Below are 18224 nucleotides of genomic sequence, written 5' to 3' on the forward strand. Positions count from 1 at the left end.
ATTATAAACTCATAGTTAATGTTAATGTAAGACTAGAATTGTCAGCGTCTATACGTGTAGTGTCTGTAAAACCATTAGCATCGTTATTATTAACACTGCCATTAAATAGACGACTATTTATTTCTCGATTTGAGTTCTGATATGCAAAATCTATTTTAGTACCTCCAAAATCATAGCCCAATCCTAGAGAGAAACCAGTTAAGTTTCCATAAAAATCAGTGTCTGAATACGGGCTTTCTTCAAAACGATATCCCCCTCTATAACTCCAATTATTAAAACGATATTCTCCTCCAATTCGATATGTAGACGCAGAAGTTAAATTTTGATTAATTAAATTATTTTGTATAGCTAAATTTGAATCTGAAGAAGGATTAAACCTAATGTTTCCAAAATCTTTTCTTGAATAATCAAAACTAATTAACCCACTCTTATTAATAACTAAAGCAGCACTAGCAGTTATTTTACCTGGCGTTCGCAATCTATAATCAGGGAAAACATTAATTATTTGAGGAGCAAAAATATCAGGACTTGCAAATCCATCACTTAGTACAGATAATGCTTGAGTACTTTCTTCATCTATAGTATACCATATAGGAGAATCATAGGTAAATCCTACACGTAAAAAATCATTTAATTTAGCAATTCCTCCTAACTGAAAAGAAAATCCTGCTCCAGTTGTAGATAAATTATTTTCGAAAGCAACCTCTCTAACTTGTGATCCTGGGTTATCATTTTCTTCAAAGAAAAAAGTTGTGCGATCAAAATTAATAAAATGGGAATTTAAATTTACACCTAAATAGATATTGTTTTTATGCTGTATAGCTGCATTAAAAGTTAGTTTGCCATTATTTCCTCTTGTAGCCGATGAGAATTCTTGACTAAACCTATTAATAGCATCTCCGTCATCAATATTAGAAGTATAGACTATGTTGTCATCTAGATCTTGTACAGGGTCAATAATAAAAGATTCGAATGCCAATAATGCTTGTTGATTCCTAAATCCAAAAATTGAACCAATCTCTCCATAAGCTTCATCAAAAGTTTCTCCATCTAAAACTGAAATTTCATCTAACCTTAATCCTTGAGCATTAGCTAAAAAATAACGATCTATTGAATTAGAATTAGTTCCGGAAGCAAAGAAAGAATTATCAAAATTTTGAGTTTGCTCATAAGTTAAACCAATGGTAACTTTTCTCCAAGGAGAATCTTCATCTCTGTTGTTAAAAATAAAAACGGCTCCAGCTTGATTTAAATCAAAAGAAGAATCTGTATTATTGGAATTTATTGTGCCCAAATATGTTGTTGTATTATCTATATCAAAATTTGAGATAGAAGCAGAAAAAATACTTTCATTAAATACTGCAGATCCAGCAGGATTCAAGCTTACTGCACTTAAATCACCTCCAAGAGCGCCAAAAGCACCACTTAAAGCTTTAAAACGAGCTGTCCCTTCAATATTGTCTGTAGAAAATCTTACTGCATCTGTAATGTCTTGCTGTCCATAAATATTAGACATAGATATGATGCTTATGAATAGTAATATTAACTTTTTCATATTAGAACTTTTTTGATTTAATCTAGATTAATTGTATTTAATTTATGAATATTAAAGACCTCGACCACCTCTGCCTCTTGAAGACGATCTGCTTCCACTAGATCTTCCGCTTGATGACCTGCTCGAAGAAGATCTAGACGGTGAAAAACTTCTACTTCTTGAAGAAGAAGATGATCTGCCAAATGAACTTCTATTTCTTGATGAAGATGATCTATTAAACGAACTCCTAGCTCTACTATTTGAATTAACTCTTGATCTAGTTGAAGATCTATTTGCTGAAGTTGTTGACCTCCTAGAGTTATTAATTACTCTAGATCTATTATTGTTTGATGCAGTAGTACTTCTTCTAGAAACAGAACTTCTTCTATTTCTATTACTAGTAATTCTAGAATCTCTATTTGCAATCGAACTACTTCTCCTAGAAATAGAAGATCTACGATTATCTAAACGAGATATTCTTGATGAATTTCTATTGCTAGCAAAAAATCTTGAATTATTGTTAAAGAATGAATTTCTATAACCATAAAATCCAGCATACCCATAATAAGGAAAGCCTCCGAATCCGAACCTATTAAACCCAAATCCGAACCTGTTAAATCCAAATCTTCCATAATAAGGAAAACCTCCGAATCCAAACCCGAACCTGTTAAATCCGAATCCAAATCCAAACCCTCCATAATAAGGAAAGCCTCCGAATCCGAATCCGAACCTATTAAATCCAAACCCTCCATAATAAGGAAAGCCTCCGAATCCAAATTCATTGAATCCGCCATAATAAGGAAAACCAGTATTTACAAAATTGACAACAATTTCTGAGCTATCTGTTCCCCAACCTGAATTACCTTCAGTATACTCAGTATTATCGTCAACTACTATTTCATCACTAAATTCACCTTCATAAGCATCTATATCTGTAAAAATATCATTAGCAGAATTTACATGACTTTCAAAGTAGTTTTTATAATACTCAGACGTTGGTGCTTGCTCAACTTCTTTTTCTTGTTCAACTTTTTTATTAGAACTTGCATAAATACCATCTTCATAACCATTTGCATATTGATATGAACCACAAGAAGCTAAAATTATACTTAGCACTAATGCACCCAAAAAATGCATTTTTGATTTAGAGTAATTTATATATTTCATATCTTATAATTTAATTGTTGAACAACACAAAAATAGTTAGTTTTGCTGAACTATTTTTTTATTTAACATAATCACAATATTTGTGCCAAAATCTTATATATGAGTAAAAACCTTACAGAAAGAAGTGAAGATTATTCGAAATGGTATAACGAACTTGTTGTAAAGGCTGATCTAGCTGAGAACTCAGCAGTTAGAGGGTGTATGGTAATAAAACCTTATGGTTATGCAATTTGGGAAAAAATGCAAGCAGAATTAGATAGAATGTTTAAAGAAACTGGACATCAAAACGCATATTTTCCACTTTTTGTGCCTAAAAGTTTGTTTGAAGCTGAAGAAAAAAATGCTGAAGGATTCGCTAAAGAGTGTGCTGTTGTTACACATTATAGGTTACAAAATGATCCAGATAATACTGGAAAACTACGCGTTGATCCAGAAGCAAAATTAGAAGAAGAGTTGGTAGTTAGACCTACAAGTGAGGCTATTATTTGGAATACTTATAAAGGTTGGATTCAATCGTATAGGGATTTGCCGTTACTAATAAATCAATGGGCTAATGTAGTACGTTGGGAGATGCGAACCAGGCTGTTTTTGCGTACGGCAGAATTTTTATGGCAAGAAGGACATACAGCTCACGAAACAAAAAAGGAAGCTTTAGCTGAAGCAGAACTTATGAATGATGTTTATGCAGAATTTGCAGAAAACTTTATGGCTATTCCTGTTATAAAGGGTTTAAAAACAGAGAGTGAGCGTTTTGCAGGTGCCGAAGAGACATTTTGTATAGAAGCTCTAATGCAAGATGGAAAGGCATTACAAGCTGGAACATCACATTTTTTAGGACAGAATTTTGCTAAAGCATTTGATGTTAAATTCACAAATAAAGAAGGTAAACAAGATTATGTTTGGGCAACTTCTTGGGGAGTATCTACGCGATTAATGGGGGCATTAATAATGACTCATAGTGACGATAAAGGCTTAGTATTGCCACCAAATTTAGCGCCAAATCAAGTGGTGATTGTACCTATATATAAAACAGAAGAACAATTTGAAGCGATTACAGAATTAGCAAATACGCTCATGAAAGATCTAAGAAGCAAAAATGTTTCTGTGAAGTTTGATAACCGAACAACATTTAGACCAGGAGCAAAATTTGCACAACATGAACTACAAGGTGTGCCACTACGTATCGCAATAGGCCCTAAAGACCTTGAAAATGGTACTGTTGAGTTGGCGAGAAGAGATACGCTAACTAAAGAAGTCGTTGAATTGAATAATCTGGTTGAAACAGTTTCTAATTTAATGAAAGAGATTCAAGATAGCTTATATAAAAAGGCATTAGATTATCGAGATTCTCATACTACAACAGTTGAATCGTTTGAAGAATTTAAAGATGTTTTAGAGAATAAAACAGGATTTGTCTCTGCACACTGGGATGGTACTCCAGAAACAGAAGATAAAATTAAAGAACTGACAAAAGCAACTATACGTTGCATTCCTTTAAATGCTGAGAAAGAGATAGGTAAATGTATTTTTACAGGTAATCCATCTAAACAAAGAGTGTTGTTTGCAAAGGCATATTAATTTTTTTTTCAAAAAAAGCATTTAGAAGTTGCAACATTTAAAAATAGTTGTATTTTTGCATCCGCAATGGAAACATTGTATGTTTTTTGAAATTTTGTGAGTTTAATATTTTGAATGTAAATTCGCAAACTTAAAATAAAAATGGCCCGTTCGTCTATCGGCTAGGACGCCAGGTTTTCATCCTGGTAAGAGGGGTTCGATTCCCCTACGGGCTACAACTATTTAATATTAAATTAAAAGAACAAATGGCAAATCATAAGTCATCATTAAAAAGAATTAGAAGTAACGAAGCTAAACGTTTAAGAAATAAGTATCAGCATAAAACTACACGTAATGCGATTAGAAAATTACGTGAGCTTACAGATAAGAAAGAAGCTGAAAAATTATTTCCTTCTGTAGCTTCAATGGTAGATAAATTAGCAAAGAAAAATATTATTCATGCTAATAAAGCTGCTAACTTAAAATCAGGATTAACAAAATTTGTTGCTTCTTTATAAGATTAACATTTTTTATTATATAAAATAGAAAGCTTCTCAATATTGAGAAGCTTTTTTTGTGACATCACTTTTTTTAAATTTCAATAAAATAAAAAAGCCTCTCTAAAATTTATCTAGAGAGGGCTTTATTGTTTGTTATAATTTAGCTATTCATAGAGATTAAAAACTCTTCATTGTTACGAGTTTGTTTAAAACGATCGTTAATGAACTCCATGGCTTCAACAGGATTCATATCTGCGAGATATTTACGCATTACCCACATGCGTTGTATTGTATTATCATCTAATAATAAATCATCTCTACGTGTACTTGAAGATGTGAGATCTATTGCAGGGAAAATTCTACGGTTAGATATTTTACGATCTAATTGTAACTCCATATTACCAGTTCCTTTAAATTCCTCAAAGATTACTTCGTCCATTTTAGAACCCGTTTCAGTTAATGCCGTAGCAATAATAGAAAGAGAGCCTCCATTTTCAATATTTCTAGCAGCTCCAAAAAAGCGCTTTGGTTTGTGTAAAGCATTAGCATCTACACCACCACTTAAAATTTTACCAGAAGCAGGCTGTACAGTATTATAAGCTCTTGCCAAACGTGTTATAGAATCTAATAAAATAACCACATCATGACCACACTCAACTAAGCGTTTTGCTTTTTCTAAAACAATATTAGCAATCTTAACATGTTCGTGAGCTTCTTTGTCAAATGTAGAAGCAATTACTTCTCCACGAACATTACGTTGCATATCTGTAACTTCTTCAGGACGTTCATCTATTAATAAGATCATTTGATATACTTCAGGGTGGTTTGCAGCAATTGCATTGGCAACATCCTTAAGTAACATGGTTTTTCCTGTTTTTGGCTGTGACACGATCATACCACGCTGCCCTTTTCCTATAGGGGAAAACAAATCCATTATTCTAGTAGAAATAGTACTTTGTTTTTCAGCAAGATTAAATTTTTCTTTAGGAAAGAGAGGTGTTAAATGTTCAAAAGAAACACGATCTCTAACTACTTTAGGATCTTGTCCATTAATTGAAACAACTTTAATTAATGGGAAGTATTTTTCACCTTCCTTAGGAGGCCTAACATGTCCTAGCACAGTATCTCCAGTTTTTAATCCAAATAATCTAATTTGAGATTGGGACACATAAATATCATCAGGAGATGACAAGTAGTTGTAATCTGAAGAGCGTAAGAAACCATAACCATCTTGCATAATATCTAAAACACCTTCACTTTCAATAATCGCATCAAACTCAAAATCTGGCTCACGATAACGATTTCTGCCATCTTTGTTACCATTGTTATTATGGTTGCCTTTGTTTTGATTCTTATTACTTTGAGGTTTAGAATCTTTTTGTTGCGAACGATTTTGATTTGACCTATTTTTTTGCTGAGCTTGCGACTCAACTTTAGTTTGTTGTGCCGTATTACTAGACTCAGGAGTTTGAGTTTTAACTTCAGCAACTTCTTTTTGAGTATTTACAACCTTAGAAGCGCTTTCTAACTTAGGAGTATTATTTTTATTAGGTTGTTGAGGTTTATTTTTAGGCTCAACAATTTTTTGAGGAGTACTATTATTCTGTTTAGGCTTTTGAATACGCTCTCTTTTAGGTTTTGGAGCAGGTTTTTCATCAGTTTTAACAGGAACAGGATTAGCTGCTTGATAATCTAAAATTTGATAGACTAAATCTAATTTTTTTAAAGAGCGATACTTTGAAATATTTAATTTTTTTGCGATTTCCTGTAATTCAGGAAGCTTCATTTCTTTTAATTGTGAAATTTCAAACATTATAGAGTTGAGTATTTTGTTTAATGTAAAACAACATTTATTTCGGCACTTCTTTTATTGTAAAAGTTACAGAAGATGTTTTTTGAATTTTGTTATATGAAGATTATCTAAAAAATAATAGCAATGATCTGCTATTGAATTATCTGGCTAATATATAACTTTATTTTTAAAAAATAATATATGTTTTAAAAAAGAAACTATTATTTTTGTGACTTTAAGATTAAAAAATGCTTCAAAGAATTCAAACCTTATACTTATTGGTCGTTGCGATTATTTCACTAGGATTAATATTTGTATTTTATTTATGGACACTTAATAAAATACCATTTTTTGCTAAAGATGATATATTATATTTAAGTTTGTTTATAGGTTCTGGAATTTTAGCATTTATTTCAATATTTATATTTAAAAATAGGAAGTTGCAATTTGTTTTGGGACGACTTAATATCATATTAAACTTTACTTTACTAGCATTGTTTGTATATCGATTACTAAACACACCTGGAGAAAATCAAATTTCTGAGAATGGTGTTGGGGTGCTTCTCCCTTTGTTTTCTATCGTATTTTTGGTTTTAGCTAATAAAGCCATTAAAAAAGATGAAGACCTTGTAAAATCTGTAGATCGATTGAGATAACGCTATCATAGTAATATTAGTGCGTTGAGCCCAAGGTGAAGATCTTGGGCTTTTTTATGGATTTTATGATTGACTTTTATATAAAGGTGTAATATTGAATGCTTTTTTCTGCTTTTCGCTTATTGTAGAATCATCAATGTTTCCTTTACTCTTTATGAGTTTATTTTTTAAGCCTCTGGAAGCAAAACCTTTTAAATTGTATATTTCATATATAATTAAACTGTTATTTTTTCCAGAAAATGAAGTCAGATCTTTTCTATTTTTCTTGATAGCATACTCTAAAGATTTTTTATTATGAATAAAATATGTAGATAATGAACTTCCTGAATGTTTATAAGTTTCTTTAATAACCCAATAGGCTTTAACTTTTTGCTCAATAACCTTATTTTTAGTAACAAGAGGTTTCATGTGCTCTTTATTAAGTAAATCTATACCTAATACTATAATCTCACCTAAATTAGTGTGAGTCATGATTGTATAATAAGATACATCTAACTCATTTAAAGCTATTCGTATCATATTTGTATCATTTTTAATTATAGATGTTCTTTTAGTAACTCTATTGTATAAGCTTACTTTAGTGATTTTGCTTTCAGCTTTTAAATGAAGTATATTATTTTCAATATTTTGTTCTAAATGATAACGAGGGTTAATATTAGGATATAAAACAAAATCTTGCCCACTAACTTTTAAGATAGAAATACAACATATAAAAAGATATAGTATATATGCTTTCACGTTTATAAATGAGATTTGGTTTAAGAGCTAAAATATTAAGAGGTAAAATTTTACGAAATTTTTTTAGTTCTTTGACTATTAAATTCGTTCATGTTAAAAATTTATTGGTATTTAGTGAAAAAAGACGTTTAACGGTATTTTTAATTAATGTCTTTTAAATTCAATAACTTCTAAATTTTCAATAGTACCATTATTGACTTCAAAGCGAAGCATTGTTCTTGCTTTATGAAAACCGTGCTTACCTACTGCACCAGGATTCATATGTAAGATATTTAATTTTTTATCCCGCATTACTTTTAAAATGTGAGAATGACCACATATAAAAATATCTGGAGGGTTCTTTATTATAGCATCCTTAACTCTAATATCGTATCGGTTAGGATATCCTCCAATGTGTGTAATCCATATATTCATACCCTCACAAATAAAACGATTATGCTCGGGAAATTCCATACGTACTTTCGCATCGTCAATATTACCATAAACAGCTCTTAGCGGTTTTAGAGATTTAATACTATCAGCGACTTTTAAATCTCCAATATCTCCAGCATGCCATACTTCATCTGCTTGTTTTACATATTTTAAAATATCGTCGTCAATATAACTGTGCGTATCAGAAAGTAAAAGAATTTTTGTCATATTAATTTTCTGTGTAAGCGGAAATCTATTTTTTATAAAATAAGATTCCTGCCTTCACAGGAATAAATTTATCTTTGTTTGCAATTAACAAAAGTATCAAAATACAGTGAGATATTTTATAGAACTTTCTTATAATGGAAAAGCTTATCACGGTTGGCAAAATCAACCTAATGCAATTACTGTACAAGAAATTTTAGAGAATGCATTGTCATTACTTTTTAAAGAAAAAATAGAGGTTATTGGAGCGGGTCGTACTGATGCTGGAGTTCATGCTTTGCAAATGTTCGCACATTTTGATACAGATAATAAGTTTGAAATCGAAACTTTAAAATTTAAGCTTAATTCATTTTTACCAAAAGATATAGCAATTCATGATATAACATTAGTGAAAACCGATGCACATACACGTTTTGATGCATTAAGTAGAGAATATATTTATAGAGTTTCTTTAAAAAAAGATGTGTTTGCTTATGAAGGGGCGTATTATTTAAAACATTTTTTGGATATCGAGAAAATGAATGCGGCTGCAAAACTATTATTTGAATACGAAGATTTTAAATGTTTCTCAAGAAGTAATACGGATGTGAAAACATATAATTGCACTATTATGAAAGCGTTATGGGAGAGGGTAGGTGATGAATTAGTTTTTACAATTAAAGCTAATCGTTTTTTAAGAAATATGGTAAGAGCAATTGTTGGAACAATGATAAATATTGGTACAGGAAAGATGGAAGTTGAAGAATTGCATACTGTTATTAAATCTAAAAATAGGTCCAAGGCAGGAGCTTCAGTTCCAGGCTATGCTTTATATTTGTCTAAGATTGAATATCCAAATAATTTAAGTGAAAACTAATAATGGCTAAAAAAGGAGAAGGTGTTTTTGATATAAGTCTTTTTAAACGATTATTTAAGTTTATTAAGCCTTATCAATTTGTGTTTTATGTTACATTTTTTGCTGTTATAGGATTATCAGTTTTTGGAGCAGCAAGACCATATGTATTACAACAAGCAATTGATAATAATATCGAGAAACAGCTTACAGAAGGATTTCTGTTATATATTGTTATAATACTTAGCTTGTTAGTGTTGGAAGTTGTTTGTAACCTCTTATTTATTTATTATGCAACTTGGCTAGGACAATCTGTAGTTAGAGATATAAGAGTAAAGTTATTTAAACACATCCTTGGTTTTAAAATGAAATATTACGATAATTCTTCAATAGGAGTTTTAATTACTAGAGCTGTGTCTGATATGGAGCGAATTGGAGATATTTTTAGTCAAGGACTTTTTATGATATTTAGTGATTTACTTAAAATGGCAGTAGTAGGTGTCGTTATGTTTTATATGAATTGGCGTTTGAGTATTATAGTATTTTGCACATTGCCTATTGTGATTATTGCTACCAAAATTTTTCAAAGATTTATGAAAAAAGCCTTTGAAGAAGTACGTACAGAAGTGTCTAATTTAAATTCGTTTGTGCAGGAGCGCGTTACAGGAATGAAAATTCTTCAATTATTTACAAGAGAAAGTATAGAATCTAAAAATTTTAAAGCCATTAATGAGCGTCACAAAAAAGGTTGGCTAAAAACAGTTTGGTATAATTCAATATTTTTCCCAATTGCAGAATTATTATCCTCAATTGCATTAGGGTTAGTAGTATGGTATGGGGGAGCAGATATTATTAAAGGAACATCCATAACTACATTAGGTAATCTTACTGCTTTTGTAATGTTTATACCAATGATTTTTAGACCACTGAATCAAATCGCGAATAAATTTAATACTTTAATAATGGGTATGGTAGCTGCTGATCGTGTTTTTAAAATTTTAGATACTTCGGCAAATATAGAAGATACAGGGAAAGCTACCGCAGGTCATTTTAAAGGAGATATTGTATTTAAAAATGTGAAGTTCTCGTATGTTGAAAATGAAGAGGTTTTAAAAGGAATTTCTTTTAATGTAAAAGCAGGATCTACAATTGCAATTGTAGGCTCTACAGGGGCGGGAAAATCTACAGTTATTAATTTATTAAATCGTTTTTATGATATTAATTCTGGCGATATTTTAATAGATAATACTAATATTAATACCGTTACATTAAGTTCGTTACGTCAACAAATAGCAGTTGTTTTACAAGATGTATTTTTATTTGCAGACACTATATTAAATAATATTACCCTTAATAATCCGGAGATTCATGAAAATCAGGTTATAGAAGCAGCCAAGCAGATAGGCATTCATGATTTTATTATGAGCTTGCCAAATGGGTATCATTATAACGTAAAAGAAAGAGGAGTAATGTTATCGTCAGGACAACGACAATTAATTTCTTTTTTAAGAGCATATGTTACCAATCCGAGCATATTAATTTTAGATGAAGCAACTTCTTCTGTCGATTCTTATTCAGAACAACTGATACAAGATGCAACAGATAAAATTACAGAAAATCGTACGTCTATTGTAATAGCACATCGTTTAGCTACGATTAAAAAAGCAGATAATATTATTGTTATGGATGCCGGTAAAATAGTAGAGCAAGGTACTCACGATGAGCTTTTAAATGTTGATAACGGTTATTATAAAAACTTATATGAAGTGCAATTTATGAAAGAAGAGGTGGCTTAATTAGTTTTTGGTGTTTGTGGTATTAGTGTATTGGAAGTATTAGATATCGTTTCAGCATTATTCATAACTTCTTGAATATATTCAGGCAATGGGCCTCCTAGTTGTATATAAATTCCTAAAATAATGCCTAATACAATACTTATAATTAAATATACTGCTGTTCCAATTATTATAAATAAAAACGTTTTCCAGATTAAAGTAATCCATTTTAAATCAAATAATTTTTTTAAAACGTAACTATTATATGATAACATTGTGGGAATAGTTAATAAACTAACCCAAATTAACGAGTTATCTATAATGTTTTTTAGTAAAAACAATGCTATGGTAACTAAAAACCCTAAAATAGTCGTAACAGAATACGTGTAGAGATAAATAACAGTATGCTCTACAAAATTGTATTTTCTATAATTTATAAACACAATATACGAGATTAATGCCATCACAGGAATTGTAATAAAAATGATTATTGATGAATAATCTCCAGCAAAAGACATTGAACTTCTTACCTGTTCAATTATTGAATTGGCATTTGTGTTTTGAGTAGACTGGATATTAGGATTATTAATAAAATCATTAAAAAAAGTATTTATAATAAAAAACTGTATTGCAGAAAAAGCAAGCGATATTGCGATAAAGCTTATAGGGTTTACATATTTTTTTCGAGTACCATTTATATAACCATCGATTACGGCTTTTGGCTTGGTAAAAAGATGAATAAAAGTCCTTAAGGGTTTATTTTCTATATTAAAAAACTCTTCTCCAGCCTGTTCTACTAAACCTTTAAATGTTAATCTATTTTTAATAACTCTAGCACCGCAATGGAGACAGTAATTCGTGGCGTAAATAGATAATGGAGTATTACAATTTTTACAATTCATTAAACTAAATTCTCATTTATTTGCGAAATTAATTCTTCTGTGTTTTTATACATTATAAATTCTCCATTTTTAATATAAGATAATTGGCCAGTTTCTTCAGAAACTACTAAGGCTAGAGCATCTGTTTTTTCAGTAATACCTATAGCTGCTCTATGACGTAACCCAAAACGCTCGGGAATATTTTTTTCATTATTTACAGGAAGTATTACTCGTGTAGCTTTTACAATATTGTTAGCAATAATTACTGCTCCGTCGTGTAAAGGGCTATTTTTAAAAAAAATACTTTCAAGTATGGGTTGTGTAACACTAATGTTCATTTGGTCACCTGTATTCACTAAGAAATCGAGATTGTTGTTGCGTTCTATAACAATTAAAGCTCCAGTTTTAGAACTCCCCATTTTTATGCAAGCAGAAATAACATCTTCAATATTGGTAGTATTATTAGTTTCAGTTTTTAGGAAATTAATCCGTTTTAAAAAATTACTTTTTTTGCCAAAATTGGTTGAACCTACCATTAATAAAAATTTCCGGATCTCTTGTTGAAATACAACAATTAAAGCGATAAGTCCGACACTCATAAAACCTCCTAAAATTTTACTGAGTAGCTTCATCTGTAGTGCTTCAGTAAGTAAAAATATAAGGTAAATAATAACAATGCCAATAAAAATATTGATAGCTACTGTGCCCTTAACAAGCTTGTATATATAATAAAGTAAAAACGCTACTAATATAACATCAATGATATCTATTAATGTAAACTTTAGTATTTCGTTTAAAAATTCTTTCAAGCTAAAGAAGGTTTTATAAATTTCAATAAATATAGCTAAATATAGATAAATTCATAATTAAGATATAAGTTAATGTAATTGACTGGTAAGAGCTATACATTCCATAGCTTCTTTTACATCATGAACTCTTAATATTGAAGCTCCTTTTAGTAAAGCAATAGTGTTTAAACTACTTGTGCCATTAAGTGCTTCTTGAGGAGAATTCTTTAATAATTTATAGATCATCGATTTTCTAGATATTCCAATTAATAAAGGTAAATCTATAAGTTTTAAAAGTTCTAACTGATTTAGTAGTTTATAATTTTGCTCTAAAGTTTTTGAAAACCCAAACCCAGGATCAATAATAATATCATTTACTTGATGTGATCGTGCTTCATTAATTTTTTTAGAAAAATAATAGATAATTTCTTTTATCATATCTTCATAATGTATGTTCTGTTCCATATTTTGGGGGGTCCCAATCATATGCATTACTATATAAGGCACGCTAAGTTTCCCTATAGTTGACATCATTTCATTATCTAATTGTCCAGCAGAAATATCATTAATTAATGCAGCTCCATGGGCTATACATTGTTTAGCAATACTGCTTCTAAAAGTATCTATAGATAATAAACTACTTGGAAAATGCTTTAATAAGAGGTCTATTATAGGTAATATGCGTTGTAGTTCTTCAGCTTCACTAATATGTGTTGCTCCTGGTCGAGAGCTGTATGCACCAACATCTATGAAAGTAGCACCTTCAGACAGCATTTTTTCTGTTTGTAACAAAATAGATTTCTCATCATTAAACTTATTTCCGTCATAAAAAGAATCTGGAGTTATATTTAGGATTCCCATTACTTTTGGTGATGATAAATCGATGAGTTGCCCTTTGCAATTTATAGTCATTTATAACACTTTAGAAGTCTATAATTTATAGTTTTAAAACTTTAAACCATAAACTTTGAACATTTAAAAATTTTAAGCGAAATTTACGCAAAATTCGATTTACTTTATGCAAAATACATCAAAACAATACGATGAAGTAATCTCTGTTTGTAGAGACTTGTTTAAGAACAAAATGCAGGATTATGGTAGTGCGTGGAGAATTCTTAGATTACCATCGTTAACAGATCAGATTTTTATTAAAGCACAACGTATTCGCAGTTTGCAGCAAAATGATGTGAGAAAAGTAGATGAAGGTGAAGTGAGTGAATTTATAGGTATTATTAATTACTGCATTATGGCATTAATACAAATAGATAAAGGGGTTGTAGAACAACCTGATTTATCTGTTACAGAAGCCACAAAATTATATGATGAAAAAATAACTATTACAAAGCAGTTAATGTTAGATAAAAATCACGATTATGGAGAAGCTTGGCGTGATATGCGAGTAAGCTCTTTAACAGATTTAATTTTACAAAAACTACTTCGTGTAAAACAAATTGAAGATAACTCTGGAAAAACTATTGTTAGCGAAGGGATTGATGCTAATTATCAAGATATGATTAACTATGCTGTGTTTTCCCTAATTCATTTAAAAGATAACTAAAATATATATGAAACTATTAGTTGCAATTTCAAGAATACTTGTCGGAGGTTTATTTATTTTTTCAGGATTAATAAAATTAAATGATCCAATTGGGTTTTCGTTTAAGCTAGAAGAATATTTTGGAGCTACCGTTTTTGACATTCCATTTCTTGTTCCTTATGTGCTTATCATAGCTATTTTTGTGGTTGTTTTTGAAGTGATCTTAGGTGTTTTTTTATTAATAGGATATAAACCTAAATTTACGGTTTGGAGTTTATTAGGGATGATTGTGTTTTTTACTTTTTTAACTTTTTATTCTGCATATTATAATAAAGTTACAGATTGTGGTTGTTTTGGTGATGCTATAAAATTAACTCCTTGGGAGTCCTTTACTAAAGATATTATCTTATTAGTATTTATAGTAGTTCTTTTTGTTGGAGTGAAGCATATTAAACCAATACTAGGTAAACTGGGGCTAACTATAGTATCGTTACTTAGTTTTATTTTTTGCTTTGGGATTGTATATCACGTCCTATTACATTTACCAATAAAAGATTTTAGACCTTATAAAATAGGAGCAAATATTTATGAAAATATGATTGTTCCTGACGATGCCCCAAAACCTATTTTTGAATATACTTGGGTGTTTAAAGTTAATGGAGAAGAACAGACCATAGTTAATAATGGAGCATACCCTAATATTGAAGGAGGAGAGTATGTTAGCTCTACTTCTAAAGAAATAGATCCAGGTTACGAACCGCCAATTCATGATTTCTCAATGGAACGTGACGGAGAAGATTTTACTTTAGAACTATTAAACGAAGAAAAGCTTATTGTTTTTATATCCTATAACCTTAATAAAGCTGAAAGCCCTGGATTGGCAGAATTGCAAAATGTTAAAAATGAAGCAATTAATAAAGGTTATAAGGTAATCGGTTTAACAGCTACTGGACCTGAAGAACAAGAAGCATTTTCTAAACGTAATGGTTTTGATTTTGACTTTTATTTTTGTGATGAAACTGCCTTAAAAACAATAGTACGTTCAAATCCAGCAGTATTAAAATTACATAAAGGGACAGTTATTCAAAAGTTACATTGGAATGATATTGAAGATTTAAAACTAGATTAATTTGTTTAATTATCTTCTAAATAAAATATTTTATGCCGCTCTTACTTTATTTGGAGTAGTAACCGTAATCTTCTTTTTATTTAATGTACTTCCTGGAGACCCTGCACAAATGATGTTAGGACAGAATGAAGATAGTCAACAACTAGAAATTGTCAAGCAAAAATATGGTTTTGATAAACCTATTGGTATACAATATGTTTATTATTTAAACGATTTATCTCCAATTTCATTTCATTCAAAACTAAAAACAAACTATACTTATTTAGATAAAAATAAATATACAGCTAGCAAGTTGTTTTCAATTGGAAATACTACTGTAGTTTTAAAATTTCCATACTTACGTGAATCATTTACTAAGCAAGGCAAAAAAGTCTCGCAAGTTTTAAAAGAAACACTTCCAAATACATTTGTATTAGCAGTGTCTGCCATTGTAATCGCAATGATATTAGGATTATTTTTAGGAGTGATCTCGGCACGATTTAAAGACACATGGATTGATAAAACAATTCAAATATTAAGTACGTTGGGTATGAGTGTACCTTCATTTTTTAGCGCCATTTTATTTGCTTGGCTTTTTGGATATGTACTACATAAGTATACCAATCTGGAAATGACGGGGAGTTTATACGAGCTTGATGATTTTGGAGAGAAAACTTATATTAAGTGGAAAAACTTAATTTTGCCAGCAATTGTTTTAGGGATTCGACCTTTAGCAGTAGTTATTCAGTTAATGAGAAATTCACTTTTAGAGGTTTTTAACCAAGATTATATTCGTACTGCAAGAGCTAAAGGACTGAGTGAATTTAAAGTGATACAAAAACACGCTATAAAAAATGCATTAAACCCTGTGGTAACAGCCATTTCTGGTTGGTTTGCTTCAATGCTAGCAGGAGCTGTATTCGTGGAGTATATTTTTGGATGGAACGGCTTAGGAAAAGAAATTGTAAATGCATTAAATACATTAGATCTCCCGGTAATTATGGGATCTGTATTAATAATTGCTCTATTATTTATAGTAATAAATATTTTTGTAGATATTATTTATGCGTGGTTAGACCCTAAAATAAAACTAAATTAAAAGATAAAATTAAAGGATAGAATGAGAACACAAATAGTAGCAGGGAACTGGAAAATGAATAATGATCTATCACAATCAGAATTGCTAATATCTGCTTTAAAGCAACAAATACAAACCTCAAATGCTGAGGTGATGATTGCTCCAACATTTACGAATTTATACAGTGCGTTTAAATCATTAAAAGCGAGTAATATAGAGGTTATTGCACAGAATATGCATTTTGCAGAACATGGCGCTTATACAGGTGAGATTAGCGCAAAAATGTTAAAGAGTGTAGGAGTAGAAGTTGTGATTTTAGGACATAGCGAACGTCGTGCTTATTTTAATGAAACAGATGAGGTGCTTTCAAAAAAAGTAAATGCAGCTTTAGAGCATGAATTAGAAATTATATTTTGTTTTGGAGAAGAATTAGAAGATCGTAAAACAGAAAATCATTTTCTAGTTGTTGAATGCCAAATAAAAAAAGCGTTGTTTCATTTGCCAGAGAGCGCTTGGAAGCATATAGTTTTGGCTTATGAGCCAGTTTGGGCGATTGGCACGGGAGAAACAGCATCTCCAGATCAAGCACAAGAAATGCACCAATTTATCCGTAAGACGGTTAAAGATCATTATAGCGAAAGCACTGCAGAGAATGTATCTATTCTTTATGGAGGTAGTGTAAAACCTAATAATGCCAAAGAAATTTTTTCTAAACCAGATGTAGATGGTGGTCTTATTGGGGGAGCAGCATTAAATGCAGAAGATTTTTTTGCTATTGTAAATGCATTTTAATTAATAAAGATGTCAAACACCATATATATAGGATATTATTTTAAAGTTAAACCTTTAGAAATAGGAGTAGAAATACTGATTGCAGAGTTGGGTTATGCAGGTTTTGAAAGTTTTGTAGAAACCACAGAAGGAGTTACAGCTTATATTCAAAAAAGAGAATGGAATGCCAACATATTAGACGAAGTACAAATATTAAACTCAGGAGAGTTTCAAATTACGTATACTTACGAAGAGATAGAGCAAACAAATTGGAATGAAGAATGGGAGAAAAATTTTAGCCCTATAATTGTAGATAATATTTGTGCAGTAAGAGCTCCATTTCACGAACCTTTTAATACAACTTATGATATTGTTATAGAACCCAAAATGAGTTTCGGAACCGGCCATCATGAAACTACGTATATGATGATTCAACACATTTTAAAAAATGATATGACAGATAAATCGGTGTTAGATATGGGGTGTGGTACAGGTGTTTTAGCTATTTTAACAGAAATGAAAGGCGCAAAACCTATTGATGCTATTGATATTGATAATTGGTGTTATTTAAATAGCTTAGAAAATGTAGAGCGTAATAATCGAGAACATATTTCTGTTTACGAAGGTGATGCAAGTTTGTTGGCAGAAAAATCTTATGATGTAATTATAGCTAATATTAATAGAAATATTTTATTACAAGACTTGAAAATTTATGCAAGTTGCTTAAATCCTAAGGGGGTGTTGTTTTTGAGTGGATTTTATACAACAGATGTTCCTGTCATAGAAAAAGAATGCCATGCACATATGTTAAAACTTGAAGAAAAATTAGAAAGAAATAATTGGGTATCGCTAAAATTTTTAAATTAGTACAAAC

Annotated in this window: 18 protein-coding genes and 1 tRNA gene; 11 read left to right on the forward strand and 8 right to left on the reverse strand. The window is 30.4% G+C overall.

What is annotated here, in order from left to right; genetic code table 11:
* Position 1: 1 nt before the first annotated feature.
* Together D1817_05165 and D1817_05170 are read right to left on the reverse strand one after the other, a co-directional pair.
* Positions 2–1516, reverse strand: coding sequence for a transporter (locus D1817_05165; protein ID AXT19283.1), 1515 nt, complete (start codon positions 1514–1516; stop codon positions 2–4).
* A 90-nt stretch (positions 1517–1606) separates the two neighbouring features.
* Positions 1607–2476 carry a hypothetical protein gene (locus tag D1817_05170; GenBank protein ID AXT21230.1) on the reverse strand — a complete coding sequence of 290 codons (870 nt, stop codon included), beginning with the start codon at positions 2474–2476 and terminating at the stop codon, positions 1607–1609.
* A 324-nt stretch (positions 2477–2800) separates the two neighbouring features.
* Here D1817_05170 and D1817_05175 point away from each other — a divergent pair, with 324 nt between their 5' ends.
* The 3 genes from D1817_05175 to D1817_05185 all read left to right on the forward strand — a co-directional run bounded on the left by D1817_05175 (position 2801) and on the right by D1817_05185 (position 4776).
* Positions 2801–4279, forward strand: a complete 1479-nt coding sequence (locus tag D1817_05175; GenBank protein AXT19284.1) for a proline--tRNA ligase — start codon at positions 2801–2803, stop codon at positions 4277–4279.
* A 143-nt stretch (positions 4280–4422) separates the two neighbouring features.
* Positions 4423–4497: transfer RNA gene (locus D1817_05180), tRNA-Glu, on the forward strand.
* A 27-nt stretch (positions 4498–4524) separates the two neighbouring features.
* Positions 4525–4776 carry a 30S ribosomal protein S20 gene (locus D1817_05185; GenBank protein ID AXT19285.1) on the forward strand — a complete coding sequence of 84 codons (252 nt, stop codon included), beginning with the start codon at positions 4525–4527 and terminating at the stop codon, positions 4774–4776.
* Between the two features lie 142 nt (positions 4777–4918).
* Here the strand turns inward: D1817_05185 and D1817_05190 are convergent, their stop codons facing one another.
* A complete protein-coding gene (locus tag D1817_05190; GenBank protein ID AXT19286.1) occupies positions 4919–6571 on the reverse strand; it encodes a transcription termination factor Rho in 1653 nt (550 codons plus the stop codon).
* A 227-nt stretch (positions 6572–6798) separates the two neighbouring features.
* On the opposite strand from D1817_05190, the gene D1817_05195 reads away from it, so the two are divergent.
* Positions 6799–7206, forward strand: a complete 408-nt coding sequence (locus tag D1817_05195) for a DUF4293 family protein (GenBank protein ID AXT19287.1) — start codon at positions 6799–6801, stop codon at positions 7204–7206.
* Positions 7207–7269: 63 nt separating this feature from the next.
* On the opposite strand, the gene D1817_05200 is transcribed toward D1817_05195, so the two are convergent.
* Both D1817_05200 and D1817_05205 read right to left on the reverse strand, forming a co-directional pair.
* A complete protein-coding gene (locus tag D1817_05200) occupies positions 7270–7944 on the reverse strand; it encodes a hypothetical protein (GenBank protein ID AXT19288.1) in 675 nt (224 codons plus the stop codon).
* A 144-nt stretch (positions 7945–8088) separates the two neighbouring features.
* Entirely contained in the window at positions 8089–8583 is a 495-nt protein-coding gene (locus D1817_05205) for a metallophosphoesterase (protein AXT19289.1), read from the reverse strand.
* A 106-nt stretch (positions 8584–8689) separates the two neighbouring features.
* On the opposite strand from D1817_05205, the gene truA reads away from it, so the two are divergent.
* On the forward strand, positions 8690–9436 hold the full coding sequence (gene truA / locus D1817_05210) for a tRNA pseudouridine(38-40) synthase TruA (protein ID AXT19290.1): 747 nt from the start codon (positions 8690–8692) through the stop codon (positions 9434–9436).
* A 2-nt stretch (positions 9437–9438) separates the two neighbouring features.
* Positions 9439–11208 (forward strand): ABC transporter ATP-binding protein, encoded by a 1770-nt coding sequence (locus D1817_05215; protein ID AXT19291.1) that lies wholly within the window; start codon positions 9439–9441, stop codon positions 11206–11208.
* Here D1817_05215 and D1817_05220 read toward each other — a convergent pair.
* The 3 genes from D1817_05220 to folP form a co-directional block, all read right to left on the reverse strand.
* Positions 11205–12089, reverse strand: coding sequence for a DUF3667 domain-containing protein (locus D1817_05220; GenBank protein ID AXT19292.1), 885 nt, complete (start codon positions 12087–12089; stop codon positions 11205–11207). The genes D1817_05215 and D1817_05220 overlap by 4 nt on opposite strands.
* On the reverse strand, positions 12089–12877 hold the full coding sequence (locus D1817_05225) for a TIGR00159 family protein (protein AXT19293.1): 789 nt from the start codon (positions 12875–12877) through the stop codon (positions 12089–12091). The genes D1817_05220 and D1817_05225 overlap by 1 nt, the downstream gene beginning before the upstream one ends.
* A 69-nt stretch (positions 12878–12946) precedes the next feature.
* The gene (gene folP / locus D1817_05230; protein AXT19294.1) at positions 12947–13768 is read right to left on the reverse strand and encodes a dihydropteroate synthase; all 822 of its coding nucleotides are present in this window, start codon (positions 13766–13768) and stop codon (positions 12947–12949) included.
* Positions 13769–13874: 106 nt separating this feature from the next.
* Here folP and D1817_05235 point away from each other — a divergent pair, with 106 nt between their 5' ends.
* Genes D1817_05235 through D1817_05255 form a run of 5 tightly spaced genes read left to right on the forward strand, consistent with a single transcriptional unit; the run spans position 13875 to position 18217 of the window.
* The gene (locus tag D1817_05235; GenBank protein ID AXT19295.1) at positions 13875–14414 is read left to right on the forward strand and encodes a DUF1599 domain-containing protein; all 540 of its coding nucleotides are present in this window, start codon (positions 13875–13877) and stop codon (positions 14412–14414) included.
* 7 nt (positions 14415–14421) lie between these two features.
* Positions 14422–15522: a DoxX family protein gene (locus tag D1817_05240; GenBank protein AXT19296.1), complete on the forward strand. Its 1101-nt coding sequence runs from the start codon at positions 14422–14424 to the stop codon at positions 15520–15522.
* Position 15523: 1 nt separating this feature from the next.
* Entirely contained in the window at positions 15524–16600 is a 1077-nt protein-coding gene (locus D1817_05245; protein AXT19297.1) for an ABC transporter permease, read from the forward strand.
* 21 nt (positions 16601–16621) lie between these two features.
* The gene (locus tag D1817_05250) at positions 16622–17371 is read left to right on the forward strand and encodes a triose-phosphate isomerase (GenBank protein ID AXT19298.1); all 750 of its coding nucleotides are present in this window, start codon (positions 16622–16624) and stop codon (positions 17369–17371) included.
* A 9-nt stretch (positions 17372–17380) separates the two neighbouring features.
* Positions 17381–18217: a 50S ribosomal protein L11 methyltransferase gene (locus tag D1817_05255; protein ID AXT19299.1), complete on the forward strand. Its 837-nt coding sequence runs from the start codon at positions 17381–17383 to the stop codon at positions 18215–18217.
* Positions 18218–18224 lie beyond the last annotated feature (7 nt).

Source organism: Flavobacteriaceae bacterium (assembly GCA_003443635.1).
Taxonomy (GTDB): domain Bacteria; phylum Bacteroidota; class Bacteroidia; order Flavobacteriales; family Flavobacteriaceae; genus AU392.

Excerpts from the sequence above, each read along its gene's own strand:
- D1817_05165 (AXT19283.1), bottom strand. The coding sequence starts at position 1,516 with ATGTCTAATATTTATGGACAGCAAGACATTACAGATGCAGTAAGATTT.
- D1817_05175 (AXT19284.1), top strand. The coding sequence starts at position 2,801 with ATGAGTAAAAACCTTACAGAAAGAAGTGAAGATTATTCGAAATGGTAT.
- D1817_05185 (AXT19285.1), top strand. The coding sequence starts at position 4,525 with ATGGCAAATCATAAGTCATCATTAAAAAGAATTAGAAGTAACGAAGCT.
- D1817_05190 (AXT19286.1), bottom strand. The coding sequence starts at position 6,571 with ATGTTTGAAATTTCACAATTAAAAGAAATGAAGCTTCCTGAATTACAG.
- D1817_05195 (AXT19287.1), top strand. The coding sequence starts at position 6,799 with ATGCTTCAAAGAATTCAAACCTTATACTTATTGGTCGTTGCGATTATT.
- D1817_05205 (AXT19289.1), bottom strand. The coding sequence starts at position 8,583 with ATGACAAAAATTCTTTTACTTTCTGATACGCACAGTTATATTGACGAC.
- D1817_05215 (AXT19291.1), top strand. The coding sequence starts at position 9,439 with ATGGCTAAAAAAGGAGAAGGTGTTTTTGATATAAGTCTTTTTAAACGA.
- D1817_05220 (AXT19292.1), bottom strand. The coding sequence starts at position 12,089 with ATGAATTGTAAAAATTGTAATACTCCATTATCTATTTACGCCACGAAT.
- folP (AXT19294.1), bottom strand. The coding sequence starts at position 13,768 with ATGACTATAAATTGCAAAGGGCAACTCATCGATTTATCATCACCAAAA.
- D1817_05235 (AXT19295.1), top strand. The coding sequence starts at position 13,875 with ATGCAAAATACATCAAAACAATACGATGAAGTAATCTCTGTTTGTAGA.
- D1817_05240 (AXT19296.1), top strand. The coding sequence starts at position 14,422 with ATGAAACTATTAGTTGCAATTTCAAGAATACTTGTCGGAGGTTTATTT.
- D1817_05250 (AXT19298.1), top strand. The coding sequence starts at position 16,622 with ATGAGAACACAAATAGTAGCAGGGAACTGGAAAATGAATAATGATCTA.
- D1817_05255 (AXT19299.1), top strand. The coding sequence starts at position 17,381 with ATGTCAAACACCATATATATAGGATATTATTTTAAAGTTAAACCTTTA.